Consider the following 23,123-nt stretch of genomic DNA (forward strand, 5'->3'; position numbering starts at 1 on the left):
GGGACTGTCCCGGGTTTGGGTTTTCCGCTACCATGGCAGGCTGTCCCGTCCTGAAGGCATGCCATGTCGAACGCTCCCGAACACTCCCCACTCGGCAAGAACTCCGCTTACCGCACCGATTACGCGCCGGAACTGCTGTTTCCGATTCCGCGCATCGGCAAACGCGACGAGCTCGGCCTTTCGGGCACACTGCCGTTCTTCGGCGTCGACCTGTGGAACGCCTACGAACTGTCGTGGCTGAACATGCGCGGCAAGCCGCAGGTGGCCGTGGCGCGCATCACGGTACCGGCCGATTCGCCGAACATCATCGAGTCGAAGTCGTTCAAGCTCTACCTGAATTCGTTCAACCAGACACGGCTGGGCGGCCCGGAGGCGTTGCGCGACCTGCTGCAACAGGACCTGTCCGCCGCCACCGGCGCGAACGTGCACGTGGTGCTGACGATGCAGGAGGAGTTCGGCAAGCTGCAGATGGGCGAACTGGAAGGCATGCTGCTGGACCGCCTCGATATCGAAGTCGACAATTACTCGCCGCAGCCGTCGATCCTGCGGGCGAACTTCGACGAACTGCCGGTCGAGGAAACGCTGGTGTCGCACCTGCTGAAATCGAATTGCCTGGTCACCGGCCAGCCGGACTGGGGCAGCGTGCAGATCACCTACGCGGGTCCGCAGATCGACCAGGAAAGCCTGCTGAAGTACCTGATCGGGTTTCGCGAGCACAACGAGTTCCACGAACAGTGCGTCGAGCGGATCTTCGTCGACATCCTGCGCGAATGCAAACCGTCGCACCTGACCGTGTACGCCCGCTATACCCGTCGTGGCGGTCTCGACATCAATCCATGGCGCAGCAATTTCACCCGGGCCGGCCGCCCGACGAATTTCCGCAACGCAAGACAATGATTGAGCCATCGCAAAGCTGGCCACTTGGGAGTATGCTCAGCTGCAGGATGCAAACGGCACGATCCTGAAAAACGCGCAATAATTGGTCAAACCCGGCTGCTGCAAGTGAATAGCCGGTGTTTGCCATTGTTTTGACGTGGAAATAGCGTAGTGCGGGATCGTGGTCATTCCGATCAATTTTCAACCTGGACAGGACGAGCCGGCCACCGGCCCGGCACAGTTGCCGGTCCGAGCAATTTCGGGTTACACGGCGAACAAACAGGCCTATAATTCTGCTCGCCAGCCATCTTTGTGCGCCGCACCAATTACGTCGCGTTATGAACAACCTGAGTAAAATTCTATCCGCCGAAAACGTTCAGCTCGACCTGGAAGTCTCCAGCAAGAAGCGCGCTTTCGAACAAGCAGGCCTGATCTTCGAGAACAATTGCGGTATCGCCCGCTCGACCGTTTCGGACAATCTGTTTGCCCGCGAACGTCTCGGCTCCACCGGCCTAGGCCACGGCGTAGCCGTGCCGCACGGCCGCGTGAAGGGTGCGAAGACGCTGAAGTCGCCGCTGGCGGCGTTCGTGCGGCTGGCCGAGCCGATTCCGTTCGAATCGCCGGACGGCAAGCCCGTGAACCTGCTGTTCTTCCTGCTGATTCCCGATCACGTGACGCAGCAGCACCTGGAAATCCTGTCCGAAATCGCGGAAATGTTTTCGGATGATGCATTCCGGCAGGCGCTTGCCACCGATCCGGATCCCAGTTCCGTCTATCGCCGTATCGTCAACTGGCAACCCAGCCTGCAGGCGGCGGGTTAAACTGGAGCTTCTATTCTTTCCATAAGATAAGCCCATGCTGCAAAATCCCCTGACGATCCAACGCCTGTACGACGACAATCGGGAATCTTTGCAACTGGGCTGGTTCGCCGGCTTTCCCGGCGGCGAACGCACGATCTCCGGCGACGCCGCTTCGGCCGCCGACCAGGTGGGCCACCTGAACACGATCCACCCCGGCCGCATCCAGGTGTTCGGCCACCAGGAAATCAACTACTACCACCGGCTTAAGGCGCTCACGCGCGCCCATGTCATCGGCGAGCTGATCGCCGGCGGCCCGCCGGCGCTGATCGTCGCGCAAGGGCTGGAAACGCCGCCCGACATTCTCGCGATCTGCGACGAAAAGAACATTCCGCTGTTTTCCACGCCGTTGCCGGCGGCGCAGGTGATCGACTTCCTGCGCGTGTACCTGTCGAAGAAGCTGGCGCAACGGATTATCATGCACGGCGTGTTCATGGATGTGCTGGGCGTCGGCGTACTGATCACGGGCGATTCCGGCCTGGGTAAAAGCGAGCTCGGCCTGGAACTGATCTCGCGCAGCCATGGCCTGGTGGCCGACGACGCGGTCGAGTTTTCCCGCATCGCGCCCAACATGATCGAAGGCCGCTGCCCGCCCCTGCTGCAGAACCTGCTCGAAGTGCGCGGGCTGGGGCTGCTCGACATCAAGGCGATCTTCGGCGAGACGGCGGTGCGCCGCAAGATGCGCCTGAAACTGATCGTCCACCTGGTGCGCCGCTCGGCGCTCGAGGAAGAAGTCGAACGCCTGCCGTTCCAGTTCCCCACCGAGGATGTGCTGGGCCTGCCGATCCGCAAGGTCGTCATCCCCGTCGCGGCCGGCCGCAACATCGCCGTGCTGCTGGAAGCGGCCGTACGCAATACCATCCTGCAATTGCGCGGTATCGATACGCTGCAGGAGTTCATGGAACGGCAACGGCAAGCGATGAGCGGGGACTGAAGTCCCCTCCATCGCAACGTTGCCAAGGAGTGATCGCTTGCAAGCGATCACCGTTCCACAGGCGCGGGGCGATGCCCCACGAATTCCCTGTTCCACCAACGGCAAGCGATGAGCGGGGACTGAAGTCCCCTCCATCGCAACGTTGCCAAGGAGTGATCGCTTGCAAGCGATCACCGTTCCACAGGCGCGGGGCGATGCCCCACGAATTCCCTGTTCCACCAACGGCAAGCGATGAGCGGGGACTGAAGTCCCCTCCATCGCAACGTTGCCAAGGAGTGATCGCTTGCAAGCGATCACCGTTCCACAGGCGCGGGGCGATGCCCCACGAATTTCCTGCTCCACCAACGGCAAGCGATGAGCGGGGACTGAAGTCCTCTGCAGTATTAACTCATCGCTGGCGCCGCATTCGCTAGCAAGCCGATACCATCGCCGTTTGGACCTGGGTTCTTCCATGGCGACTTACCAGTGGTTCCTGCTGATCGGCTGCCTGATGCTGGCGCGCGGGCTGTGGGGAACGCCGATCGCCCATCTGCCGTTCACGTCGGCGATGATCTACCTCGCCGTCGGCCTGGCGCTGGGCCCGCTCGGCCTGGGAATATTCTCGTTCGATCCGCTGGAGACGGCGCCGCTGCTCGAAGTGCTGACGGAAGTGGCCGTCCTGATTTCGCTGTTCTCGGCGGGCATCAAGATGCCCGTTCCGGTCTCGGTTCCGCGCTGGCTCGCACCGATCCGGCTGGCATGGGGCGCGATGGCGATCTCGATCCTGCTGATGACGCTGTTCGCGTATTACGTGCTGGGCCTGCCGCTCGGCGCCGGCGTGCTGCTCGGCGCGATGCTGGCGCCGACCGACCCGGTGCTGGCAAGCGACGTGCAGCTGCGCCACGCGGGCGACCGGGACCCGCTGCGGTTCACCCTCAGCTGCGAGGCCGGCATGAACGACGGCAGCGCGTTTCCGTTCGTGATGCTGGGCCTGGGCCTGCTCGGCCTGCACGACCTGGGCCCGTACGGCCTGCACTGGCTCGGCCATGAACTTCTGTGGGGCACCATCGGCGGTATCGCGATCGGCGGCGCCTGCGGCGCCGGCCTGGCGCGGGCGAGCCACGCGTTGCGGCAGTGCAGGCCCTCCCACGAGGTGCTGGACGACCTGATGGGCCTGGGCCTGATCGCCGTCGCCTATGGCCTGACGGTATCGGCCGGGGCATGGGGCTTCCTCGCTGTGTTCGCGGCAGGGGTGGCCCTGCGCCAGACCGAGCTGAAGCTGGCGGCACGCTGCGGCAAGGCCATCGTCACCGAGAAAGGCGTGGAACCGGTCCAGGACACGATCTCGGCCAACTCCCTGCTGTTCAAGGAGCACCTGGAGCGGCTGTCGGAGCTGACGCTGGTGCTGCTGCTGGGCGGCGCGGCAGTGGTCTGGATCGACGACTGGCGCGGCTGGGCCACCGCGCTGTTCCTGTTCTTCGTGGCCCGGCCGGTCAGCGTGCTGGCCGTGCTCGGCGGCGGCAATCCGCGTTCGCGGGCCATCACGGCGTGGTTCGGCGTGCGCGGCATCGGCTCGCTGTATTACCTGATGTATGCGATCAACCACGGTTTGCCGGAACCGCTGGCGCGCAGCCTGACCGGCATCACGGTGGCCGTCATCATGCTGTCGATCGTCATGCACGGCACCAGCGTGACACCGCTGCTGGACCGTTTCTGGCGGCGCTGAGCGCCGCTCGTGCGGCCATCGGGGTCCGCGCTCTTTTCAGGTATCATTCGCGCATGCGCATCGTTCTCATTACCGGTATTTCCGGCTCGGGCAAATCGGTGGCCCTGAATGTTCTCGAAGACACCGGCTATTACTGTGTAGATAATCTGCCGCCAGCCTTGCTGGCCAGCCTCGTTGCCACGCTGGCCGACGAAGGCACCGCCGCGCTGGCCGTGGCGGTCGACGCGCGCAGCGCCGCCTCGCTGGCCAGCCTGCCGGCGGACGTGCGCAAGCTGCGCGAACTGGGGCATGACGTGAAGATCATGTTCCTGACCGCGAACACGCATTCGCTGGTGGCGCGCTTCTCGGAAACGCGGCGCAGCCATCCGCTGTCCCACGAACTGCGCCCCGGCCAGAATCCGGCCGCGCGCCGCACGCTGATCGAATGCATCGGCGAGGAACGCGAGCGGCTGTCGGCCATCGAGCAGCTCGGCCACGTGATCGACACATCGGAAATTTCGGCCAACAAGCTGCGCGCCTGGATCAAGGAACTGGTCGAGAGCGAGAATGCGCCGCTGACGCTGTTCTTCGAATCGTTCGCGTTCAAGGTGGGCGTGCCGCAGGATGCCGATTTCGTGTTCGACGTGCGGGCGATCCCGAACCCGTACTACGACCTGGCGCTGCGTCCACTGAACGGCCGCGACGCGCCCGTCATCGCCTTCCTCGATGCGCAACCGAGCGCGGAGGAAATGTTCGGCGACATCCGCGGCTTCATCGAGAAATGGCTGCCGGCATTCAAGACGGACAACCGCAGCTACCTGACGGTGGCGATCGGCTGCACCGGCGGGCAGCACCGCTCGGTGTACATGGCCGAGCGGCTGGCAAGGCATTTCAATGCGGCGGAGCGGGTGGTGCTGCGGCACCGTGAGCAAGCCTAGCTAGACGGTGCAAAGGAGTGTGCGCTTGCAAGCGCACACCGCTGCGCCAGCGACGAGCAGGGCTCGTCGAAACCATGGCTACGCCATCGCGAACAAAACTAATAAACTTGCGCTGCGCGAGAACCCCTTCTCAGGCAGCCATCTGGACGTTATTCCTGCCGCGGCGTTTCGCTACATACAGTGCCGCATCGGCAGCCCGGACCAGGGCGTCGCCATCCAGCCCGAAGACCGGGTGGCTCGCGACGCCGAACGAAGCTGTCACCGGTGGGATATCACGCCCATCGTGCTCTATCCGCACGGCTTCGATAGCCTGGCGGATCATCTCCGCCCGTTCCATCGCCATGCCTTCCGAACAATCAGGCATGACCACGATCATTTCCTCGCCGCCGTATCGGCAAACGATGTCCGCCTTTCGCACCGCGGCTTTCGTGGCCGTGGCGACAGCCTTCAAGACCACGTCGCCAGCATCATGCCCAAAGGTATCGTTCAGGCGTTTGAAGTGGTCGACATCGAACATGATCACGGAGAGCGACGCCTGATTTCGCACGCTACGAGCGAGCTCGCGTTTCAGTGACTCTTCAAGGAACCTGCGGTTGTACAGGTCGGTCAGCGGATCGATAATCGACTGTTCACGCAAGGCTTCCCGCAGCCGGACATTGGACAATGCAAGCGAGACCTGTTCCGCCAGTACGTTCACCAGCTCACGATGCAGCTCGAAATTCTTGTCTTCCAGCTGGTCTACCTTAACCGACATTAACCCCAGTACCGCGCCCTGGGTCACCATCGGGATACAGAGATGGTGTTTTCGCGGCTCGCTGAGCAGGTGGTGGCAGCATAGATCGGTATCGATGTGGTGATCATGAGCTCGACCGAAGCGAAGTGCCCAACAGTCTTCTGATGAAATGACGGAATCCGCCTCATCGTGGCCAAAATTCGCCAGCGGCTCCAGAACTTCCTGGGAATCACGGTACAGGTAAACCGTCCCGGACACGTTTGGCAACAAAGCCGTAAGGCATGGCGTCAGTACCGCCGAGGTGTCATTGAGCGTCTGCACCGAGTCAAGAGCCTGTAGCAGGCGGGCACTGCCCGACATCATCGAGTTGCGCGTTTCAGCCAGCACAACAGCTTCTTTCAGCTTATCAGCAGCAAGCGCACGATCTTTGAGAAGCCGGCGAACGCTCAATACCGCCGTCCCAAGCAGTAAAGCATTGAACAAGCCCGCAAAGGCACTGTAATACGCAACCTGGGCCGATCCATCCACCAGGGTCTTCCGGGCGAGATTTCGTCGCTCTGCCATCAACGTAATCTGCTTGCCGATGAGGGCCCTCAGCTTGTCCATTTGCGCTTTGCCAAGCGCGGTCGATGCATACAGGCTCTCCGGTGTCGCGCCATGGTTTCTGCGTGCAAAAATGCTATCGGCTGCGTTCGACAGCTTGGCGTCGGTGAGCTCGTTTATTTGCCTGATCGCCTCTCGCTCATTGTCATCCAGTGCCCCCTTCAGGAGCTCGCGCTTCAATGACGGAATCTCGAGAACTGCTGCTGTGTATGGATCGAGAAAAGCGTCCATCCCGCTGAGCGCGAAGCCTCTCTGACCAGACTCCACATCCCGCAACATACCCAGGAGATCTGTGTAGGCTGTCTGGCGATCTGCCGCAATTTTGAGCTGTGGTACACCTTCGCTGACGCGATTGTTGATAAAAAACGGGATAGCTGCCACGACGGCAGAGACAACGACTGCAACTATGGCGATATGTCGAACACGAGCTTCGGCAGGCATAACAAAAATCGTATAACCAGGGAGGTTTGGCCTGGTATTGAAGAAGCTGCGGGGATGGAGCAGGGACTGCACTTTACCATGATACAAAGCAACTATCAGGTCAATAGCCCTTTACAATGAGAATTAGTTGCCAGGGAACAACTAAACTAGTGGTGTATCGGACAACCGGACAGGAAAAAGCCGCGTGGCGGCCCGACCATCGCCCGTCCTGTCGTACCGATGCAGGACGAACACCCGGCATTCACTGGAACTGGGCATCGTGGCGCCGCCCCCCGTCTGGCAACGGAAAGCACTGTTCCGCAGTGCGCGAAGCATGCGCCGCGAAATCCCTGCCTTGAACCTCCAGCGACGGCCGCTACCGCATATACGGCGCCAGGTTCCCCGCGATCTTCGCGAATTCCGCGTCCGTCAGCGGCAGTTGCCGGAACGCGGCCCAGCTTTCGCGGGGCCGCAGGTTCTTGCCGGCGGCGGCGTCCGAGCCGAACAGGATGCGGTCCGTGCCGATCTGCCGGATGCGCTGCGCCAGCTTCGCCTGTTGCGCCGGCGTGATCTCCGGGTTGGCCATCGTGGCCACGTCGAACCACAACCGTTTCGTGCGCCGGTCGTGCGCATCCACCGCGGCGGCCAGCACGCCCAGCGCCTCGTCCGACGGCGCGTCGTCGTAGCCTGGGCCGGTGCCGGCCAGGTGCGCCACCTGCACCGTCACGTCCGGCGCGGCGGGCAGCAGCTGTTCGAGGAAGACGCGGGCCTGGGCGGCGCCGTACGGCCGGTGCTTCGATACCGATGCCCGCATGTGCACGGCGATCGCCATTTTCTTCGCGTTGGCGGCCGCGAACACGTCGCGCAGCCGCGCCGCATGCTCGGGCAGCTCCAGCTGCACATCCGAGTTACCGAAGTGCAGCTTCAGGCCGTGCTTCAGCCCGGGCAGCGCCGCGCAGCGCTCCAGCTCTTCGAGCGCATAGTCCTTCAGCGGGTTGACGCTGCAGAAGGCCAGCAGCCGGTCCGGGTACATGGCCGCCTGCGCCCCGTTGAAGTCGTTCTCGGCGCGCACCTTGGCCTGCTCGTCGTCGATCCTGCGCGACGGGCTGCCCCACACGTAGGCGACCGACAGCAGCACGGCGCGCCGGATGCCGGCCGCATCGAGCAGCGCGATCACATCCTTCGCGGCGATCGCTGGCGGCCCGCCGGCCCCGGTATCGAGCAGCCGCGCCATCGCCGGACTGAACAGGTGCTGGTGGTGATCCGCAACGGGCACCGGGCCGGCGGCCGGCGACGGGTCCGCGCCGAAGGCCGGCGCGGCCAGCGCGGCGGCGGAGAATGTCAGGAAAGCGCGGCGGTGCATGGCGGCCTCACAGGTGGCGCAACGGGTGGGCCCACGTGGGCCAGGCAGGTTCGAAGAAGCGCGCCACCATGTCGTCGGTCACACCGTCCAGCGACGGCGGATTCCAGCGCGGCGCATTGTCCTTGTCGATCGCCAGCGCGCGCACGCCTTCGATCACTTCGCCGTGCTCGAACGTGCGGCGCACCAGGTTGCGCTCCATGCGCAGGCAATCGGCAATGCCCATCGTGGCACCGCGCCGCATCATCTCGAAGGTCACGCGCATCATCAGCGGCGAGCGGCGCTCCATCGCGGCCAGCGCGGTGCGCGCCACCGGATGATCGTCACTGCGCAGCGAAGCGACGATCTCGTCCACCGAGCGGTGCGCGAAATGGTCGTCGATCAGCGCGCGGTGCGCCTGCAGCGCGGACGGGCCCGCTTCATGGCGCAGCGAGCGGCCGAACAGCGCCACCGCTTCGCGCAGGCCCGCACCCGCCGTGGAGCCGACCAGGTCGGCCAGCTGCGGCAATTCGGAGGCCGGCACGTAGTGGTCGGCCAGGCCGCAATACAGGGCATCGGGCGCGTCGATCGCCAGCGCCGTCAGTGCCAGGTACACGCCCAGCTTGCCGGGCGCGCGGGACAGGAAGTAGCTGCCGCCCACATCGGGAAACAGGCCGATATTCACCTCCGGCATGGCCAGCCGCGTGCGGTCCGTCACCACCCGCACGCCGCATTGCGGGCCGCCCTGGGCGATGCCCATGCCGCCGCCCATCACCACGCCGTCCATCACGGCCACGTAGGGTTTCGGAAAGCAGTGCACGAGGTAGTTCAGCGCATATTCCTCGGTGAAGAAATCCTCGATCTGCGCGCTGCCGCCCTGCGGCGTGGCGCGACCGGCCGCGTGGAAGAAGCGGATGTCGCCGCCCGCGCACAGCGCCTTCTCGGTGGTGCTGCGGATGACCACGGCGGAAATGTCGTCATTGTCGCGCCAGTCCAGCAGGGTGCCGGTAATCGCCCGAATCATGTCGAGCGACAGCGCGTTCATGGCCTTGGGCCGGTCGAGGGTAATGAAGCCGGTGTCGTTACCCACCTTGGCATGGACGTGGTCGGTCATGGTGTCTCGTATCGTTGTCGTTATGGCCCCATTCTAGCCATGGATGCGAACCATGTGGCGGAAAGCTTTGCCCCGAATGTAAATGGGACACATGATGCGGATATAACAAAGGGCGCATTGCAAGCGCCCTTCTGTTGCACGGTACCTGCGGCGGTCGTTATGCAGCCGGCGCGGGAATCTCGCTCTCGCCTGCGCTCTCGTTCTCGCTCAGGTGCTTGATCGTTTCATGATTGTGGTTCTGCACTTTATCCTTGTGCTTCATGACCTGGCGGTCCAGCTTGTCGATCAGCGTGTCGATCGCCGCATACAGGTCGTGCGCGACACTTTCCACGAACACGGTCTTGCCCGACATGCGCAGGTTGATTTCCGCCTTCTGCCTTTTTTCCTTCTCGGTGAGATTATCTACACTCAGGATCACACTTACATCGATCAATTGATCGAAATGACGTCTAACGCGTTCCAGCTTGCTCTGCACATACTCGCGAATGGCAGGGGTTACGTCGATATGGTGTCCACTGATGGTCAGATTCATACACACACTCCTAAAGAAAATATTGCAGGTTCATGCGGTCTCCATTGACAAGACATGGAGGCGTAGAGGAACCCGAGCACAACCAGGATTTCTACAAGGACTTGCGGAGGCTGACTGGGGGAATTTTCAATGCTTCGCGATATTTGGCAACAGTGCGTCGCGCAATCACCATGCCTTGTTCACCCAGCATGTCCGCAATCTTACTGTCGGATAAAGGGTTCTTCGGGTCTTCGGCTCCTGTGAATTGCACGATCAGCGCCCGTATCGCAGTCGAGGAAGCTTCCCCACCAGCTTCGGTTGCGACATGGCTGCCAAAAAAATACTTCAACTCAAACATGCCGTGCGGGGTCAGCATATATTTTTGAGTTGTTACCCGAGAGATAGTGCTCTCGTGCAGGCCCAGTGTATCAGCAATTTCACGCAACACAAGGGGCCTCATTGCCACCGCGCCATGCGAGAAAAAGTTCTTCTGCCGCTCGACAATGGCCTGGGCCACCCGGAGGATCGTGTCGAAGCGCTGGCGCATGTTCTTGATCAGCCACTTGGCTTCCTGCAGCTGGGCATTCATCTGCGTTTCGCCCTTGCCCTGCTTGAGCAGGCTGGCATACAGCGCGTTGACGCGCAGGCGGGGCATCACGTCGTTGTTCAGCGTGACGATCCAGCCGTTGCGTCCCCGTTTCACGACGACATCCGGTACCACGTAGTCTGACACGTCGGCCGCGAACGCGGCGCCCGGATGCGGGTTGCACTGGCGGATCACGGCCTGCGCTTCGCGCAGGTCTTCGTCGTCGCAGTCGAGCGCCTTCTTCAGCTTGTTGAAATCGCGCTGCGCGAACCACTGCAGGTGTTTCTCGACGATGCACAGCGCCATCCGCCGCGTGACCAGCGGCACGCCCGACATGCGCCGGATCTGCAGCGCCAGGCATTCGGAGGCGTTGCGCGCGCCGATCCCGGCCGGGTCGAAGCTCTGCAGCAGCTTCAGCGCGGTGCGCAGCTCGTCGGCCTCGATTTCCAGTTCCTCGGGCAGGCGGGCATGGATCTCTTCCAGCCCTTCCTCGAGGTAGCCGTTGTCGTCGAGCGCATCGATGATCAGCTCGACCAGCCCACGGTCGCGCGGCTCCAGCACGGTCACGCGCATCTGTTCCATCAGGTGCTCGCGCAGGCTGCGGTGGCTCGCTTCGAGCTGGGGGCGGGAATCGTCGTCGTCCGGGCCCTTGCCGCTGCCGGCATTGCTCCAGTCGGTATCGCCGGCGCCGGCATCGAGGCCTTCGCCGTCGCCGCCTTCGAACGGCTCGGGTTCGGCCGCCGCCGGCGCATCCTGTGCCGGCGGCCCTTCCGGCGGCGCTTCGCCGTTGGGCTGCGCATTGTTGATGGCGCCATCGCCGAGCAGGCGCACCGAGCGGTCGAGCGGATCGTCGAGCCTCTCGAGCAGCGGGTTATCGGTCAGCAGCTGCTCCAGTTCCTGGTGCAGCTCCAGCGTGGACAGTTGCAGCAGGCGGATCGACTGCTGCAGCTGCGGTGTCAGCGCGAGGTGCTGGGAGGTGCGGAGTTGCAGAGACTGTTTCATGGCTGATCACATACGGAAATGTTCACCCAGATACACGCGGCGTACCGACTCGTCCGCAATGATGTCGTCGGGTCGGCCGGAGGCCAGTACGCTGCCCTGATTGATGATATACGCCCGGTCGCAGATGCCCAGCGTTTCGCGCACGTTATGATCCGTGATCAACACACCGATGCCGCGCCCTTTCAGGAAACGCACGATGCGCTGGATTTCGATCACGGCGATCGGATCGACGCCGGCGAACGGCTCGTCGAGCAGCACGAAGCGGGGGTTGGTGGCCAGCGCGCGCGCGATTTCCACGCGGCGGCGTTCGCCGCCGGACAGCGACAGCGCCGTGTTCTCGCGCAGCTTCTCGATCTGCAGGTCGGCCAGCAGCGCGTTCAGGCGCTCGTCGATCTCCGCCTTGCCGAGCCCCTTGCCGTCGACCTTCTGGATCTCCAGCACGGCGCGGATGTTTTCCTCCACCGTCAGCTTGCGGAACACCGACGCCTCCTGCGGCAGGTACGACAGGCCGAGGGTGGCGCGCTTGTGGATCGGCAGGCTGGAAATATCGGTACCGTCGAGGTCGATCGTGCCGGCATCCGACGCGACCAGCCCCACGATCATATAGAACGACGTGGTCTTGCCGGCGCCGTTCGGGCCCAGCAGCCCCACCACCTCGCCGCATGCCACCTGCAGCGACACGTCATGCACCACCTGGCGCTTGCCGTAGCTCTTTTGCAGCCCGCGCACGAGCAGCGTGCTTTCGCAGCCTTCCACCGCCTGCGCCATCATTGCCCCGCTGCCGGCGCGGCCGGCGGTTGGGTGGAGGATGGGGCAACTGCGGGTGCACCAGCGGGCGCACCGGCGGGCGCGTTGGCGGGCGTGCCCGCGGGTGGTTCCGTGCGTTTCGGCTGGATCACCATCGTGCCGCGGCCGGCGCCCGGCTTGTCGGCCCCGGTGCTCGTGTTGCGCACGCTGAAGAACTCGCGGCGGCTGTCGTACGAGATGAACTCGCCTTCGACCTCGTCGCTCGGCTTCTTGCCTTCGAGCCGGCGGATCTTCGCCTTCGAATACATCTTCACCAGTTCGGCCTTTTCATCGTACTCGATGCGGTCGGCCTCGCCTTCCATCCACTGGTCGCCTTCGCCGTCGCGCTTCTGGCGGAATGCCACCTTCTTGCCACCGCCGGTCAGCGTGGCCAGCTGGTAGCCGTCCGGCGTGTAGGTGACCACCGCCTTGTCGGCCTTCATCCGCAGCGTGCCGCGGGTCAGCGTCACGTCGCCGGTGAAGGTGTACACCTGTTTCACATCGTCCGCATCGAGGCGGCCGTAGTTGATTTCGGTGGGCTTGTACGAATCGGCCTTCTCGGCGGATGCAATGCCCGCCGCTCCCAGGAGCAGCACCGGCAATAGCGCCGACAGCATGAGTTTCTTCATTTCGATTCCTATCTGCGAATTCTGTTTGACCTATTGCCTCGGACGGGGCGGATACACGATGGTGCCCTGCCCCAGCGTCAGCTGGCGCGTCGCATTGTTGGCTTTCATGCCGATGCCGGTGGCGGTGGCACCGCCGCTTTCCATCCGCACCGGCAAGTCGGTTTCCATGCGGTCTTCGTCCGGGTAAATCGTCAGCTTCTCGGTGGCCAGGTGCATGTCGCGCGCGGCGGGCGATGCGGCCCGGTCGATCTTCACGTTCTTCGTCAACGTCACCCGCGTGTTGTCCTGGTCAACGCGGGCCTGCTCGGCGTGGATATCCATCGGCGGCTTGTCGCCGGCAATGCTGCGCACCACGGGCTTGACGATGTCCGACGAATCGTCGGACGGGCGGTGGGTCAGTTTATCACCCGAAATGATGTAGCTGGGTTGCCCGGTCTTCGTCATGCGCACGAACGAGAAGTGTTCCACGATGTAATCCGGTTCGTCGACCTTGATGCCGGCCTCCATGGCCTCGCCGGTACGGTTCATCAGCTCGACCAGCCAGAACGAGCCGAGGGCGCCGAACAGCGCGAGCAGCATGCCGATCGACAGGCGGTAACGGTGTGCGGTTCGCTGGTTGCGCATGGCTTCTCCCATTTGATGTCAACCCCGCATGTCAGATCAGGAACTGGGCCAACACGCGGTCGTAGCTGCCCTGCGCGCGCAGCACGAGTTCGCACGCTTCGCGCACGGCGCCATGGCCGCCCGGATTCTTCGTCACGTGATGCACGCGCGCCAGCACTTCCGGCCGGCCGTTCGGCACCGCCAGCGCGAGGCCCACGCGCGTCAGGATCGGGATGTCGACCACGTCGTCGCCGATGAAGGCCACCTGCTCCTCGGTGAGGTTCTGCTGGGCCAGCAGCGCCTTGAACGGCGTGAGCTTGTCGTGCCCGCCCTGGTGCACGAAATCGATCGTCAGGTCCTTCGCGCGGGCCGTCACCTGCGGCGAGCGGCGCGCGCTGATGATGGCCGTCAGCACGCCGGCTTCCTGCAGCAGCTTGATGCCCAGGCCGTCCTGCACGTTGAAGGTCTTGAACGCCTCGCCTTCGGCGCCGTAATGCAGGGAGCCGTCCGTCAGCACGCCGTCGACGTCGAAGATGAACAGCTTGATTTTCGCGGCGCGGGCCAGGAGGGCCGCGTCGATCACCGTGGATTTCATCAGATCACCTTTGCGCGGGTCAGGTCGTGGATGTGCAGCGCGCCGACCAGCGTGCCGCTGTCGTCGACCACCAGCATCTGGTTAATGCGGTGCTCTTCCATGATGGCGACGGCGTCGACGGCCAGGTTGTCCGGCCCGATCGTGCGCGGGTTGGGATGCATCGCGTCGCCGATGACGACCTTGCCGAAGTCCTGCACCTTGTCGATCATCCGGCGCAGGTCGCCGTCCGTGAACACGCCCACCGGGCGGTATTGTGCATCGACCACGGCGGTCATGCCCATGCCTTTTTGCGTGATCTGCATCAGTGCATCCGGCAGCCGGGTATCCGTCGCCACCGCGGGGATCGCATCGCCCTGGCGCATGATGTCGCGCACGTGCGTCAGCAGGCGGCGGCCCAGCGCGCCGCCCGGGTGCGAGCGGGCGAAATCCTCTTCCCTGAAACCGCGCAGGTCCAGCAGCGCCACGGCGATCGCGTCGCCCAGCGCCAGCGTCACGGTCGTGGAGGCGGTCGGCGCCAGGTTCATCGGGCAGGCTTCCTTGGCCACGGAAACATCCAGGTGCACGTCCGCCAGTTTCGCCAGGCTCGATTCCGGCTTGCCGGTCATCGAGATCACCGCGCCGCCCATCCGCTTGACCACCGGCAGGATCGCCATCAGTTCGGTACTTTCGCCCGAATACGAAATCGCGATGAACGCGTCGTCCGGCGTGACCATGCCCAGGTCGCCGTGCGCCGCTTCGGCCGGATGCACGAACAGCGCCGGGGTGCCGGTGGACGCCAGCGTGGCGGCGATCTTGCGGGCGATGTGGCCGGATTTGCCGATGCCGGACACGACAACGCGGCCCTTGCAGTTCAGCAGCAGCGTGACGGCTTTCCCTACGCTTTCATCCGTTTCCAGACGAGAATGCAAAGCGATCAGCGCATCCGCTTCGATCTGCAGGGCTTCGCGCGCCAGCACCAGCGCACGGCTTGCGGTTGTTGCATCAAAAGCTTTCAGCATTGTTTTTTCATGGGTTACACTCATGCCGAAAGTATAGCCGAATTGGGAAAGCAAAAAACTTGCCAGATGTTACAAACATGGAATAACCGGCGAACCAACCGGCCCCCTGCCCGCGCACCGGGGCGGCCAGCCCAGCGCACCGTTCACGGATATTTCCCTTCATTGGCATGTTTTCCCCTCTCGAACTGACCCTCCTGCTGCTGGGCAGCGCCGTGCTGGGCGTGGTGGCCTTCCGCATGCTGCACCTGCCGCCGATGCTCGGCTACCTGGCCGTCGGCATCCTGATCGGCCCGAACGCGCTGGGCCTGGCCGACGACAGCCACGCCACCCATGCGCTGGCCGAATTCGGCGTGGTCTTCCTGATGTTCTCGATCGGCCTCGAATTTTCGCTTCCCAAGCTCAAGTCGATGCGCAGCGACGTGTTCGGCCTGGGCATGGCCCAGGTGGGGCTGACGATCGTGGCCACCCTGGCCTTCGGCTGGCTGATGGCCCGCGCCCTGCCGCCGTCGATCCACATCTCGTGGCAGGCCGCGTTCGCGCTGGGCGGCGCGCTGGCCATGTCGTCGACGGCGATCGTCGTCAAGATGCTCACCGAGCGGCTGGAGCTGGAATCGGAACATGGCCGCAAGATCATCGGCATCCTGCTGTTCCAGGATATCGCCGTGGTGCCTCTGCTGATCCTGATCCCGGCGCTGGCGAAAAACCCCGACAACCTGCTCGTCACGCTGGGCTGGGCCGCGCTGAAGGCGGTGGTGGTGCTGGTGGTGCTGCTGTTCTTCGGCCAGAAGCTGATGCGCGGCTGGTTCACGGTGGTGGTCAAGCGGCGCTCGCAGGAGCTGTTCATGCTGAACCTGCTGCTGGTGACGCTGGGCGCGGCCTGGATCACCGAGCGCGCCGGCCTGTCGCTGGCGCTGGGCGCCTTCGTGGCCGGCATGCTGATCTCCGAGACCGAATACAAGCACCAGGTGGAAGAGGACATCAAGCCGTTCCGCGATGTGCTGCTGGGCCTGTTCTTCATCACCATCGGCATGCTGCTCAACGTGCGCGTGGTGCTGGAAAACTGGTGGCTCGTGCTGCTGCTCCTGGTGCTCCCGGTGGCGCTGAAGTTCGCGCTGATCGCCGGGCTGGCCAAGCTGTTCGGCTCGTCGGACGGCGTGTCGATGCGCACTGGCCTGGCGCTGGCGCAGGCCGGCGAATTCGGCTTCGTGCTGCTGAACGTGGCCGGCGGCATGGAGCTCGTCGACCCGTTCGTGATCCAGGTGGTGCTGGCCTCGATGGTGCTGTCGATGCTGGTGGCGCCGTTCCTGATCGAGCATTCCGACAAGCTGGTGCTGAAATTCTCCAGCAACGAATGGATGATGCAGTCGCTGAACCTGACCAAGCTCGCGGCGCGCACCATGTCCACCCAGAAGCACGTGATCGTGGCCGGCTTCGGCCGCAGCGGCCAGAGCCTGGCCACGCTGCTGCAGGAGGAAGGCATCGACTACCACGCGCTCGATCTCGATCCGACCCGCGTGCAGGAAGCCCGCCTGGCAGGCGCCAGCGTGTCGTATGGCGACGCGGCGCGCCGCGAGAGCCTGGTGGCCGCCGGCATCTACCGCGCCAGCGCCCTGGTGATCACGTATGCGAGCACGCCGTCGGCGCTGAAGGTGCTGCACCTGGTGCACGAGATGGCGCCCACGCTGCCGGTGATCGTGCGCAGCCACGACGACTCCGACCTCGATCGCCTGAAGGCGGCCGGCGCCGCCGAAGTGGTGCCGGAACTGATGGAGGGCAGCCTGATGCTGGCCTCGCACGCGCTGGTGATGCTGGGCGTGCCGCTTCGTAAAGTGGTGCACCGCGTGCAGGCCGCGCGCGAGGAGCGCTATGCGTCGCTGCGCGGCTACTTCCACGGCATCAGCGATGTGGGCGACGACACCGAAGCGACGCGGCTGCACACGGTGACGCTCACGGAGGCATCGAACTGCGTGGGCCGCACCGTGGGCGAGCTCGATGTCGAGGGCGCCGAGGTGATGGCGATCCGGCGCGGCAAGGGGCGGCTCGAGGGCGCGCCGGGCACGGTACTGGAAGCGGGCGACGTGGTCGTCCTGCGCGGCAACGCGCAGGCGGTGGCGCGCGCCGAGCACCAGTTGCTGGGCTGACGGCGGCTGCCATGGAGATGTTGAGGATTGCCTTGCTGTTCGCCGTCACGGCGCTGGCCGAAATCGCCGGCTGCTACCTGCCGTGGCTGGTGCTGAAAGGCGGCCGGCCCGCGTGGCTGCTGATGCCGGCGGCCGCTTCCCTGGCCCTGTTCGCCTGGCTGCTGACGCTGCACCCGGCCGCCGCCGGCCGCACTTATGCGGCGTACGGGGGCATGTACATCGCCGTGGCGCTGCTGTGGCTGCGCTTCGTGGACGGCATCGCGCTCACGCGCTGGGATGCGCTGGGCGCCGCCCTGGCGCTGGGCGGCATGGCCGTCATTGCGTTGCAGCCGCGGGTTTAGCGACCGCATTCCCGGCCGGCTCCGTGCCGGTGCGCCCGAGGATCGTCCGGGCAGCCAGCCGATCTTCCGACAGGCCGACTCCCTGGTCGTACAGGTTCGCCAGCGCGCGCTTCGCGTCGCCGTTGCCGCCGGCCGCCGCCCGGGCATACAGGGCGAAGGCTTTTGCCCCGTCCTGCGGCACGCCGGTGCCCCGCTCGTAGCAGCGTCCCAGCATGACACGGGCCGCCGGTTCGCCACGCTCGGCCGCGCGCTCCAGCAGTGCGATCGTGCCGGCATCCACGGTGCCGCGCCGCAGCTGCAGCGAAGCCAGTTGCGCCTGTGCCGGCGGATGGTCCTGCTGCGCGGCCTTGAGCAGCCATTCTTCGCCAAGCGCCTCGTTCTTCGTGACACCGTCGCCGCGCAGCAGCAACATGCCATAGATCGCCTGGGCGTTCGCGACGCCGCGCTCCGCGGCCTGCGCGATCCAGCGCGCCCCCTCCACCTTGTCCTGCGCGATGCCGCGGCCCTGGAACAGCATCGACGCCAGCAGTTCCATCGCCTGGACGTCGCCGCCGTCGGCCGCCTTGCGCAGCCACCAGGCCCCCTTCTCCGGGTCGTGCGCGCCGTTCGCCGCGGTCATATAATGCTTGGCCACCCGCAACGCGGCGGCCGCATCGCCGCCTTCGGCCGCTTCGCGGTCGGTTTCGAACGCGGCCGCGGCCGCCGCCGGGTCTGCCGCCTTCTTTTGCAGCGTCCATACGTACTGCAAGTTCATCCACGCCGCCTGCGGCTTGCCGTCCCGCGTGGCCGGCACGAAGCGGCACTTCATGATGCCGTCGCGGGCCGCCATGTCCAGCAGCGGAAAGCCGCTCGACTTGACGATCTTCGAATCCGTCACCGCGCCGCCCTCGCTGATCATGAACGCCAGCGTGACCTTGCCCTGCTGCTCCTGCCGCAGGGCCTCCTTCGGCCACACGGGCTTGTCGCATGTGTCGAAATTGGCGATGGCCGGCGTGTTGGCGGCAAGGGCGGGCGCGGCGCACAGCGCCGCGGCGATGATGGACAGGGACGTGCGGGCGAGGCGGGCGAGGTGCATGGTTTCTCCGTGCGTTGGTCGGTATTGTCGTGCGGTGCACGCCATATTACCGCCAGCCGGATACGCCTCGGGTACCGTTTTTTACTTGCAAATCAATAGCCTGGAGCGTTTGGCGTTCGAGTCACTGGTGTCGGACGCCAGCGACTCGAGCACTGCATGGAGTCTCGGACGTCCCAAGTGATCAACGAACTAGCGGTTCACCACACCAGCCGCGGCAGGGTCCGGCAATATGCCCAGCCCCTGCTCGTGCAAGCGCGCCAGCGCTTCCGCGGCCGTGCTGTCGCCGGCCTCGGCAGCCCTGCCGTACCAGGCCGCCGCCGCGACATGATCCACGGGCACGCCCTTGCCTGCTTCATAACGCGCAGCCTGCCACAGCTGGGCCGTCACGTCGCCCCGCACGGCGGCCTTCGTCAGCAGTTCGATCGCCCGCGGCGTGCCGCTGTCGGCCTCGGCGGCGATCGCGGCTTTCTGCGTGGCGCTTGCTGCCGCGTAAGCGTTCTCGCGATCGGTGGACGCGGACGATCTCAGGGTCCACACATATTGCATCCTGATCCAGGCAGCGACCGGCTTGCCATCCTTCACGCGCGGCGTGAGGCGGCATTTGGCCATGCCGTCGCGCGCGGCCACGTCCAGCAGCGGGAACCCGCTGGACTTCACCACTTTCCAATCCCGCACCGCTCCGTCTTCATCCAGCAAGTACGCCAGCGTGACCTTGCCCTCCTGTTCGAAGCGCAGCGACTCCCTGGGCCAGACCGGCTTTTCGCACGACTGCGCCGGCGCGGCGAAAACCGATGGGGTCACGACCATCGATGCCAGCACGGCAGCGCAGGACAAACGTAATTTTTGCATCCGCTTCGTCTCCTTCATGTGGAAATGATTGAGCGTTGTGGCGCACCACCCGGTGCTTCGGCCACGCGGGCTTGCCGCAGGCATTGAAACCGGGGATGGCCAGCACGCGCGGCGATGATGGATATGGGCGGGAGAGAAAGGCTGATCAAGCGCGCAAGGCGCCCGGAGTCTCCGTGCGTTGGTCGGCATTATCGGACGGTGCACGCCATATTACCGCCAACCGGACTTGCGGCGATCAGCCTTTTTTTACTTGCAAATCAATAGCCTGGAACGTTTCACGGCTACCGGCGCCGCGCACCGCGGACGGCATCGCCAGGCGGCATGGCCGTTATTGCGCCGCAGCCGCGGGCATGACAATATCGGTCGGCGGCTCCTCGGCCAGCCCGAGGATGGTCCTGGCGGCCAGACGGTCTTCCGGCAGGCCCATGCCCTTGTTGTACAGAATGGCCAGCGTGCCCGTCGCTTCGGCGATGCCGCGGGCCGCCGCCCTCGCATACAGCGCGAACGCCTTCGACCCGTCCTGCGTCACGCCGGCGCCGATCTCGTAGCAGCGCGCCAGGAACATCCAGGCCGACGCGTTGCCCTGGTCGATGGCGCGTTGCAGCAGCGCGATCGTGTCCGCGTCCACGGTGCCGCGCGCCAGCCGCAGTCCCACCAGTTGCACCTGCGCGTGCACATGGCCCTGCCGCGCCGCCCTGGTTACCCATTGCTCGCCCACCGGTTCGTTTCTCGCGACACCGTCGCCATGCATCAGCAGCAGGCCATAAAACGTCTGCGCGCTCGGGCTGCCCGCTTCCGCGGCCCGTTCGAGCCAGCGCACCGCCTCCACCTTGTCCTGCGTTACGCCGTGGCCTTCGAACAGCATCGAGCCCAGGAATTCCATCGCCTTCGGATCGCCGCCGGCGGCCGCCTTGCGCAGCCACCTGCCGCCCTCCTCCTTGTCGACCATGCCTTCCTCGGTGAGCAGAAAGTGTTCCGCCAGCCGCAACGCGGCGGCGGTATCGCCGGCGCCGGCGGCTTCGCGGTCGGCCCCGATCATGGCCGCCAATGCCGCCGGGTCGGGTGCCACCGGTTCCCGCTTCCATACGTACTGCATCTGCTTCCACGCGGCCCGTGCCTTGCCATCCTGCGTCGCCGGCACGAAGCGGCATTTCATGATGCCGTCGCGCGCGGCCATGTCCAGCAACGGAAAGCCGCTGGACTCGACGACTTTCGAATCCGTCACCGCGCCACCCTCGCTGATCATGAACGCCAGCGTGACCGTGCCGTGCTGCGACTTCAGCACGGACTCTTTTGGCCACACGGGCTTGTCGCAGGTGCTGAAATCGGCAACGGCCGGCGTGGTGGCGGCAGGGGCGGGCGCCGCGCACAGCATCGTGGCGACGATCGACAGGGCCAGGCGGGCAAGGTGCATGGCTTTCCGTGACAACTCAGTAACCGGCATGGCGCACCACCCGGTCCCGTCCGCCCGCCTTGGCCTGGTACAGCGCGCCGTCGGCGTGGGCGATCAGTTCCCGGGCGGCGATTTCCGGCACGCTGACGATGGCGCCCTCGTCGGCCGCGGCAAGGCAGGCCACGCCGATCGACGCGGTGATCGACACCTGCAGCCCGCCCGCCAGCACGATCATCGCGGAGGCGATGCCGGCGCGGATGCGTTCGGCCACGAAGGCGGCGCTGTCGAGATCGGCGTCGATCAGCAGCACGACGAATTCCTCGCCGCCGAAGCGGGCCAGCGCATCCGACAGCCGCAACTCGCCCTTGATGCGGTTGGCCACTTCGCGCAGCACCTCGTCGCCGCCCTGGTGGCCCACCGTGTCGTTGACGCGCTTGAAGTGGTCGATGTCGATGTACATCAGCGACAGGTCGTAGCGCTGGCGGCGCGCCCTGGCGATTTCCTCGAGCAGGCGGCGGTCGAGGTAGCGGCGGTTGTACACGCCCGTCAGCGAATCGGTCAGGCCGATGTACTTCAGCATCTCGTTGCTGATCACGTTTTCCAGGCAGATCGCGATGATCGACGCCATGTGCTCGACGAAATCGGTGCCCAGGCTCGGCGTGAAGCGGGCCGGGTCGATGCTGCCCAGGTTCAGCGTGCCGATCATGCGCCGGTTGCGCAGCAGCGGCACGATGGCCACGCTCTGCAGCGGGTGCGCCGGGCCGGGAAAGCGGCGCGCATCGCGCACCGCGTCGTAGGTGCCGAGCAGCGGCTGCGGAGCGGCGGTGCCGTCCGCGGCCCCGAGTTCGAGCTGGCTGGTGCCGGCCACGAACAGCAGGTCGGGAAACGCGGAAAATTCCACCCCCAGCCGTTCCATCACGGTGCGGATATCGTCGCCTTCGTCGACCAGCGACAGCGTGACGCTTTCCAGCTCGGAGATCACGGGCAGCGTGCGGAAGATGCTGCCCACCAGGTCGGGAAAGTTGGTGGCGCCCACGATCTCCAGGTCGAACGCCTGGTGCCGCATCATGATGTCGTGGTTGCGCTCGGCCTGTTCCAGCATCCAGGCCATGCGGGCGCGCAGCGCGCGGTTTTCCGCGGCCAGGTCTTCGTTCGTGTCTGCCATCGGCTGCCCGCTCAGAATGCCAGCTCGGCGTGCACTTCCTGGCCCACGCGCACGGCATGCCCGTCGCCTTCGAGCAGGATGCTGTTCATGCCGAAGCAGATGCCGCCATCCACTTCCGGCTTGGCGCGGTAGCCTTGCAGGATGTCGAGCGGATCGGGGCCGGGTTCGCCGGTGGCCTGGTCGATCGACGGCACCGGGCAGCGCGGGCACGGCTTGACCGGTTTCAGCACCACCTCGCCGGCGCGGAACGTGTCGACATAATCTTCCTCGTAGGCATCGATGCCGTCCACCACCAGGTTCGGGCGGAAGCGGTTCATCGGCAGCGCCGCGCGGCCGGCCCGTTCCAGGCGCTCGTTCAGGTCGCGCAGCGAACCGGCGCCGATGACGAGGATCGGATAGCCGTCCGAGAACAGCGTGGTCGCCTCCACGCCGCCGGTCCATTTCGGGCTGACCAGGCGCAGCGCGCTCGGGTGGAAGCGCACCAGGCGGCATGGCACGCCGAGGTAGTTGCCGAACCAGGCGGCCGTCAGCGCATCGCAGTCGTACGCCGGCAGCGTGTCGTCCCATACCTGCACGGTCAGCGTGGGCGCCGTTTCCGGGTCCGGCAGGCCGAGCGGGATCTCGAGGCGCAGCATGCCCGGCGCGCGCAGCTCGAGCGTATCGCGCTTGAGCCGCGGCGTGACCAGCGCCAGCTTCGGATGCTCGCGCTGGGTCAGGTAGTTGCCTGCCGCATCGACCACCATCCATTCCCGGTCGTAGATCTGCTCGGACATCAGGCCGGCGCGCGTCAGCGTGGCGGTCTGCAGCGCGATGCCGCCGCAGGACTTGATCGGATAAAGGGTGATTTCGGACAGGATTGCCATGGACGTGCCGCCGGAAGGTTCTGATGCCGTGCAGTATGGCAGCAAAGAAGGCGGCAGTAAATTGCGGATGGCCGCGGATGGTGACCGA

22 protein-coding genes are annotated in these 23,123 nt (G+C 65.1%); 7 read left to right on the top strand and 15 right to left on the bottom strand.

Annotation, left to right across the window (positions count from 1 at the left end):
- Positions 1 to 63: 63 nt before the first annotated feature.
- The 5 genes from queF (at position 64) to rapZ (ending at position 5,289) form a co-directional block, all read left to right on the top strand.
- Complete coding sequence (gene queF, locus GJV26_RS11065; protein ID WP_155708867.1) at positions 64 to 897, top strand: NADPH-dependent 7-cyano-7-deazaguanine reductase QueF; 834 nt, start codon at positions 64 to 66, stop codon at positions 895 to 897.
- A 317-nt stretch (positions 898 to 1,214) separates the two neighbouring features.
- A complete protein-coding gene (locus GJV26_RS11070) occupies positions 1,215 to 1,697 on the top strand; it encodes a PTS sugar transporter subunit IIA (RefSeq protein WP_155708868.1) in 483 nt (160 codons plus the stop codon).
- Between the two features lie 34 nt (positions 1,698 to 1,731).
- Positions 1,732 to 2,667: an HPr(Ser) kinase/phosphatase gene (gene hprK / locus GJV26_RS11075; protein WP_130186459.1), complete on the top strand. Its 936-nt coding sequence runs from the start codon at positions 1,732 to 1,734 to the stop codon at positions 2,665 to 2,667.
- A gap of 451 nt (positions 2,668 to 3,118) precedes the next feature.
- Positions 3,119 to 4,372 (top strand): cation:proton antiporter, encoded by a 1,254-nt coding sequence (locus GJV26_RS11080; RefSeq protein ID WP_155708869.1) that lies wholly within the window; start codon positions 3,119 to 3,121, stop codon positions 4,370 to 4,372.
- A 53-nt stretch (positions 4,373 to 4,425) separates the two neighbouring features.
- A complete protein-coding gene (gene rapZ, locus GJV26_RS11085) occupies positions 4,426 to 5,289 on the top strand; it encodes an RNase adapter RapZ (RefSeq protein ID WP_155708870.1) in 864 nt (287 codons plus the stop codon).
- A gap of 130 nt (positions 5,290 to 5,419) precedes the next feature.
- On the opposite strand, the gene GJV26_RS11090 is transcribed toward rapZ, so the two are convergent.
- The 10 genes from GJV26_RS11090 to GJV26_RS11135 form a co-directional block, all read right to left on the bottom strand.
- Positions 5,420 to 7,066: a diguanylate cyclase gene (locus GJV26_RS11090; protein WP_155708871.1), complete on the bottom strand. Its 1,647-nt coding sequence runs from the start codon at positions 7,064 to 7,066 to the stop codon at positions 5,420 to 5,422.
- 355 nt (positions 7,067 to 7,421) lie between these two features.
- Positions 7,422 to 8,408 carry an amidohydrolase family protein gene (locus GJV26_RS11095; protein WP_155708872.1) on the bottom strand — a complete coding sequence of 329 codons (987 nt, stop codon included), beginning with the start codon at positions 8,406 to 8,408 and terminating at the stop codon, positions 7,422 to 7,424.
- A 7-nt stretch (positions 8,409 to 8,415) separates the two neighbouring features.
- Positions 8,416 to 9,498: an enoyl-CoA hydratase/isomerase family protein gene (locus GJV26_RS11100; RefSeq protein WP_155708873.1), complete on the bottom strand. Its 1,083-nt coding sequence runs from the start codon at positions 9,496 to 9,498 to the stop codon at positions 8,416 to 8,418.
- A gap of 157 nt (positions 9,499 to 9,655) precedes the next feature.
- Complete coding sequence (gene hpf / locus GJV26_RS11105) at positions 9,656 to 10,030, bottom strand: ribosome hibernation-promoting factor, HPF/YfiA family (protein ID WP_155708874.1); 375 nt, start codon at positions 10,028 to 10,030, stop codon at positions 9,656 to 9,658.
- 91 nt (positions 10,031 to 10,121) lie between these two features.
- Positions 10,122 to 11,597 (bottom strand): RNA polymerase factor sigma-54, encoded by a 1,476-nt coding sequence (locus GJV26_RS11110; RefSeq protein ID WP_155708875.1) that lies wholly within the window; start codon positions 11,595 to 11,597, stop codon positions 10,122 to 10,124.
- 6 nt (positions 11,598 to 11,603) lie between these two features.
- Positions 11,604 to 12,368: an LPS export ABC transporter ATP-binding protein gene (gene lptB / locus GJV26_RS11115; RefSeq protein WP_229419263.1), complete on the bottom strand. Its 765-nt coding sequence runs from the start codon at positions 12,366 to 12,368 to the stop codon at positions 11,604 to 11,606.
- Positions 12,365 to 13,012 carry a lipopolysaccharide transport periplasmic protein LptA gene (lptA, locus tag GJV26_RS11120; RefSeq protein WP_155708876.1) on the bottom strand — a complete coding sequence of 216 codons (648 nt, stop codon included), beginning with the start codon at positions 13,010 to 13,012 and terminating at the stop codon, positions 12,365 to 12,367. The genes lptB and lptA overlap by 4 nt, the downstream gene beginning before the upstream one ends.
- Before the next feature lie 30 nt (positions 13,013 to 13,042).
- Positions 13,043 to 13,636 carry an LPS export ABC transporter periplasmic protein LptC gene (lptC, locus tag GJV26_RS11125; RefSeq protein ID WP_155708877.1) on the bottom strand — a complete coding sequence of 198 codons (594 nt, stop codon included), beginning with the start codon at positions 13,634 to 13,636 and terminating at the stop codon, positions 13,043 to 13,045.
- 31 nt (positions 13,637 to 13,667) lie between these two features.
- The gene (locus tag GJV26_RS11130; protein ID WP_155708878.1) at positions 13,668 to 14,210 is read right to left on the bottom strand and encodes a KdsC family phosphatase; all 543 of its coding nucleotides are present in this window, start codon (positions 14,208 to 14,210) and stop codon (positions 13,668 to 13,670) included.
- The gene (locus GJV26_RS11135) at positions 14,210 to 15,208 is read right to left on the bottom strand and encodes a KpsF/GutQ family sugar-phosphate isomerase (RefSeq protein WP_155708879.1); all 999 of its coding nucleotides are present in this window, start codon (positions 15,206 to 15,208) and stop codon (positions 14,210 to 14,212) included. The genes GJV26_RS11130 and GJV26_RS11135 overlap by 1 nt, the downstream gene beginning before the upstream one ends.
- Before the next feature lie 167 nt (positions 15,209 to 15,375).
- On the opposite strand from GJV26_RS11135, the gene GJV26_RS11140 reads away from it, so the two are divergent.
- Together GJV26_RS11140 and GJV26_RS11145 are read left to right on the top strand one after the other, a co-directional pair.
- Positions 15,376 to 17,349: a monovalent cation:proton antiporter family protein gene (locus GJV26_RS11140; protein WP_155708880.1), complete on the top strand. Its 1,974-nt coding sequence runs from the start codon at positions 15,376 to 15,378 to the stop codon at positions 17,347 to 17,349.
- An 11-nt stretch (positions 17,350 to 17,360) separates the two neighbouring features.
- The gene (locus GJV26_RS11145; protein ID WP_155708881.1) at positions 17,361 to 17,690 is read left to right on the top strand and encodes a YnfA family protein; all 330 of its coding nucleotides are present in this window, start codon (positions 17,361 to 17,363) and stop codon (positions 17,688 to 17,690) included.
- Here GJV26_RS11145 and GJV26_RS11150 read toward each other — a convergent pair.
- The 5 genes from GJV26_RS11150 to GJV26_RS11170 form a co-directional block, all read right to left on the bottom strand.
- Positions 17,665 to 18,765: a TonB family protein gene (locus GJV26_RS11150; RefSeq protein WP_229419264.1), complete on the bottom strand. Its 1,101-nt coding sequence runs from the start codon at positions 18,763 to 18,765 to the stop codon at positions 17,665 to 17,667. The genes GJV26_RS11145 and GJV26_RS11150 overlap by 26 nt on opposite strands.
- A gap of 189 nt (positions 18,766 to 18,954) precedes the next feature.
- On the bottom strand, positions 18,955 to 19,614 hold the full coding sequence (locus GJV26_RS11155) for a TonB family protein (protein WP_155708883.1): 660 nt from the start codon (positions 19,612 to 19,614) through the stop codon (positions 18,955 to 18,957).
- Positions 19,615 to 19,942: 328 nt separating this feature from the next.
- Positions 19,943 to 21,028 carry a TonB family protein gene (locus GJV26_RS11160; protein WP_229419265.1) on the bottom strand — a complete coding sequence of 362 codons (1,086 nt, stop codon included), beginning with the start codon at positions 21,026 to 21,028 and terminating at the stop codon, positions 19,943 to 19,945.
- Between the two features lie 16 nt (positions 21,029 to 21,044).
- A complete protein-coding gene (locus tag GJV26_RS11165; RefSeq protein WP_155708885.1) occupies positions 21,045 to 22,172 on the bottom strand; it encodes a GGDEF domain-containing protein in 1,128 nt (375 codons plus the stop codon).
- A gap of 11 nt (positions 22,173 to 22,183) precedes the next feature.
- Positions 22,184 to 23,035 carry an MOSC domain-containing protein gene (locus GJV26_RS11170; protein ID WP_155708886.1) on the bottom strand — a complete coding sequence of 284 codons (852 nt, stop codon included), beginning with the start codon at positions 23,033 to 23,035 and terminating at the stop codon, positions 22,184 to 22,186.
- Positions 23,036 to 23,123: the final 88 nt, after the last annotated feature.

The organism is Pseudoduganella dura (assembly GCF_009727155.1).
GTDB lineage: Bacteria > Pseudomonadota > Gammaproteobacteria > Burkholderiales > Burkholderiaceae_D > Rugamonas > Rugamonas dura.

Bases quoted from the DNA above. Each gene is read 5' to 3' on its own strand.
- GJV26_RS11090 (WP_155708871.1), bottom strand. From the start codon at position 7,066: ATGCCTGCCGAAGCTCGTGTTCGACATATCGCCATAGTTGCAGTCGTT.
- GJV26_RS11070 (WP_155708868.1), top strand. From the start codon at position 1,215: ATGAACAACCTGAGTAAAATTCTATCCGCCGAAAACGTTCAGCTCGAC.
- GJV26_RS11110 (WP_155708875.1), bottom strand. From the start codon at position 11,597: ATGAAACAGTCTCTGCAACTCCGCACCTCCCAGCACCTCGCGCTGACA.
- GJV26_RS11100 (WP_155708873.1), bottom strand. From the start codon at position 9,498: ATGACCGACCACGTCCATGCCAAGGTGGGTAACGACACCGGCTTCATT.
- lptB (WP_229419263.1), bottom strand. From the start codon at position 12,368: ATGATGGCGCAGGCGGTGGAAGGCTGCGAAAGCACGCTGCTCGTGCGC.
- GJV26_RS11155 (WP_155708883.1), bottom strand. From the start codon at position 19,614: ATGCAAAAATTACGTTTGTCCTGCGCTGCCGTGCTGGCATCGATGGTC.
- GJV26_RS11140 (WP_155708880.1), top strand. From the start codon at position 15,376: ATGTTTTCCCCTCTCGAACTGACCCTCCTGCTGCTGGGCAGCGCCGTG.
- GJV26_RS11095 (WP_155708872.1), bottom strand. From the start codon at position 8,408: ATGCACCGCCGCGCTTTCCTGACATTCTCCGCCGCCGCGCTGGCCGCG.
- GJV26_RS11145 (WP_155708881.1), top strand. From the start codon at position 17,361: ATGGAGATGTTGAGGATTGCCTTGCTGTTCGCCGTCACGGCGCTGGCC.
- queF (WP_155708867.1), top strand. From the start codon at position 64: ATGTCGAACGCTCCCGAACACTCCCCACTCGGCAAGAACTCCGCTTAC.
- GJV26_RS11150 (WP_229419264.1), bottom strand. From the start codon at position 18,765: ATGCACCTCGCCCGCCTCGCCCGCACGTCCCTGTCCATCATCGCCGCG.
- rapZ (WP_155708870.1), top strand. From the start codon at position 4,426: ATGCGCATCGTTCTCATTACCGGTATTTCCGGCTCGGGCAAATCGGTG.
- hprK (WP_130186459.1), top strand. From the start codon at position 1,732: ATGCTGCAAAATCCCCTGACGATCCAACGCCTGTACGACGACAATCGG.
- GJV26_RS11165 (WP_155708885.1), bottom strand. From the start codon at position 22,172: ATGGCAGACACGAACGAAGACCTGGCCGCGGAAAACCGCGCGCTGCGC.
- GJV26_RS11135 (WP_155708879.1), bottom strand. From the start codon at position 15,208: ATGCTGAAAGCTTTTGATGCAACAACCGCAAGCCGTGCGCTGGTGCTG.
- GJV26_RS11170 (WP_155708886.1), bottom strand. From the start codon at position 23,035: ATGGCAATCCTGTCCGAAATCACCCTTTATCCGATCAAGTCCTGCGGC.
- hpf (WP_155708874.1), bottom strand. From the start codon at position 10,030: ATGAATCTGACCATCAGTGGACACCATATCGACGTAACCCCTGCCATT.
- GJV26_RS11080 (WP_155708869.1), top strand. From the start codon at position 3,119: ATGGCGACTTACCAGTGGTTCCTGCTGATCGGCTGCCTGATGCTGGCG.
- lptC (WP_155708877.1), bottom strand. From the start codon at position 13,636: ATGCGCAACCAGCGAACCGCACACCGTTACCGCCTGTCGATCGGCATG.
- GJV26_RS11160 (WP_229419265.1), bottom strand. From the start codon at position 21,028: ATGCACCTTGCCCGCCTGGCCCTGTCGATCGTCGCCACGATGCTGTGC.
- GJV26_RS11130 (WP_155708878.1), bottom strand. From the start codon at position 14,210: ATGAAATCCACGGTGATCGACGCGGCCCTCCTGGCCCGCGCCGCGAAA.
- lptA (WP_155708876.1), bottom strand. From the start codon at position 13,012: ATGAAGAAACTCATGCTGTCGGCGCTATTGCCGGTGCTGCTCCTGGGA.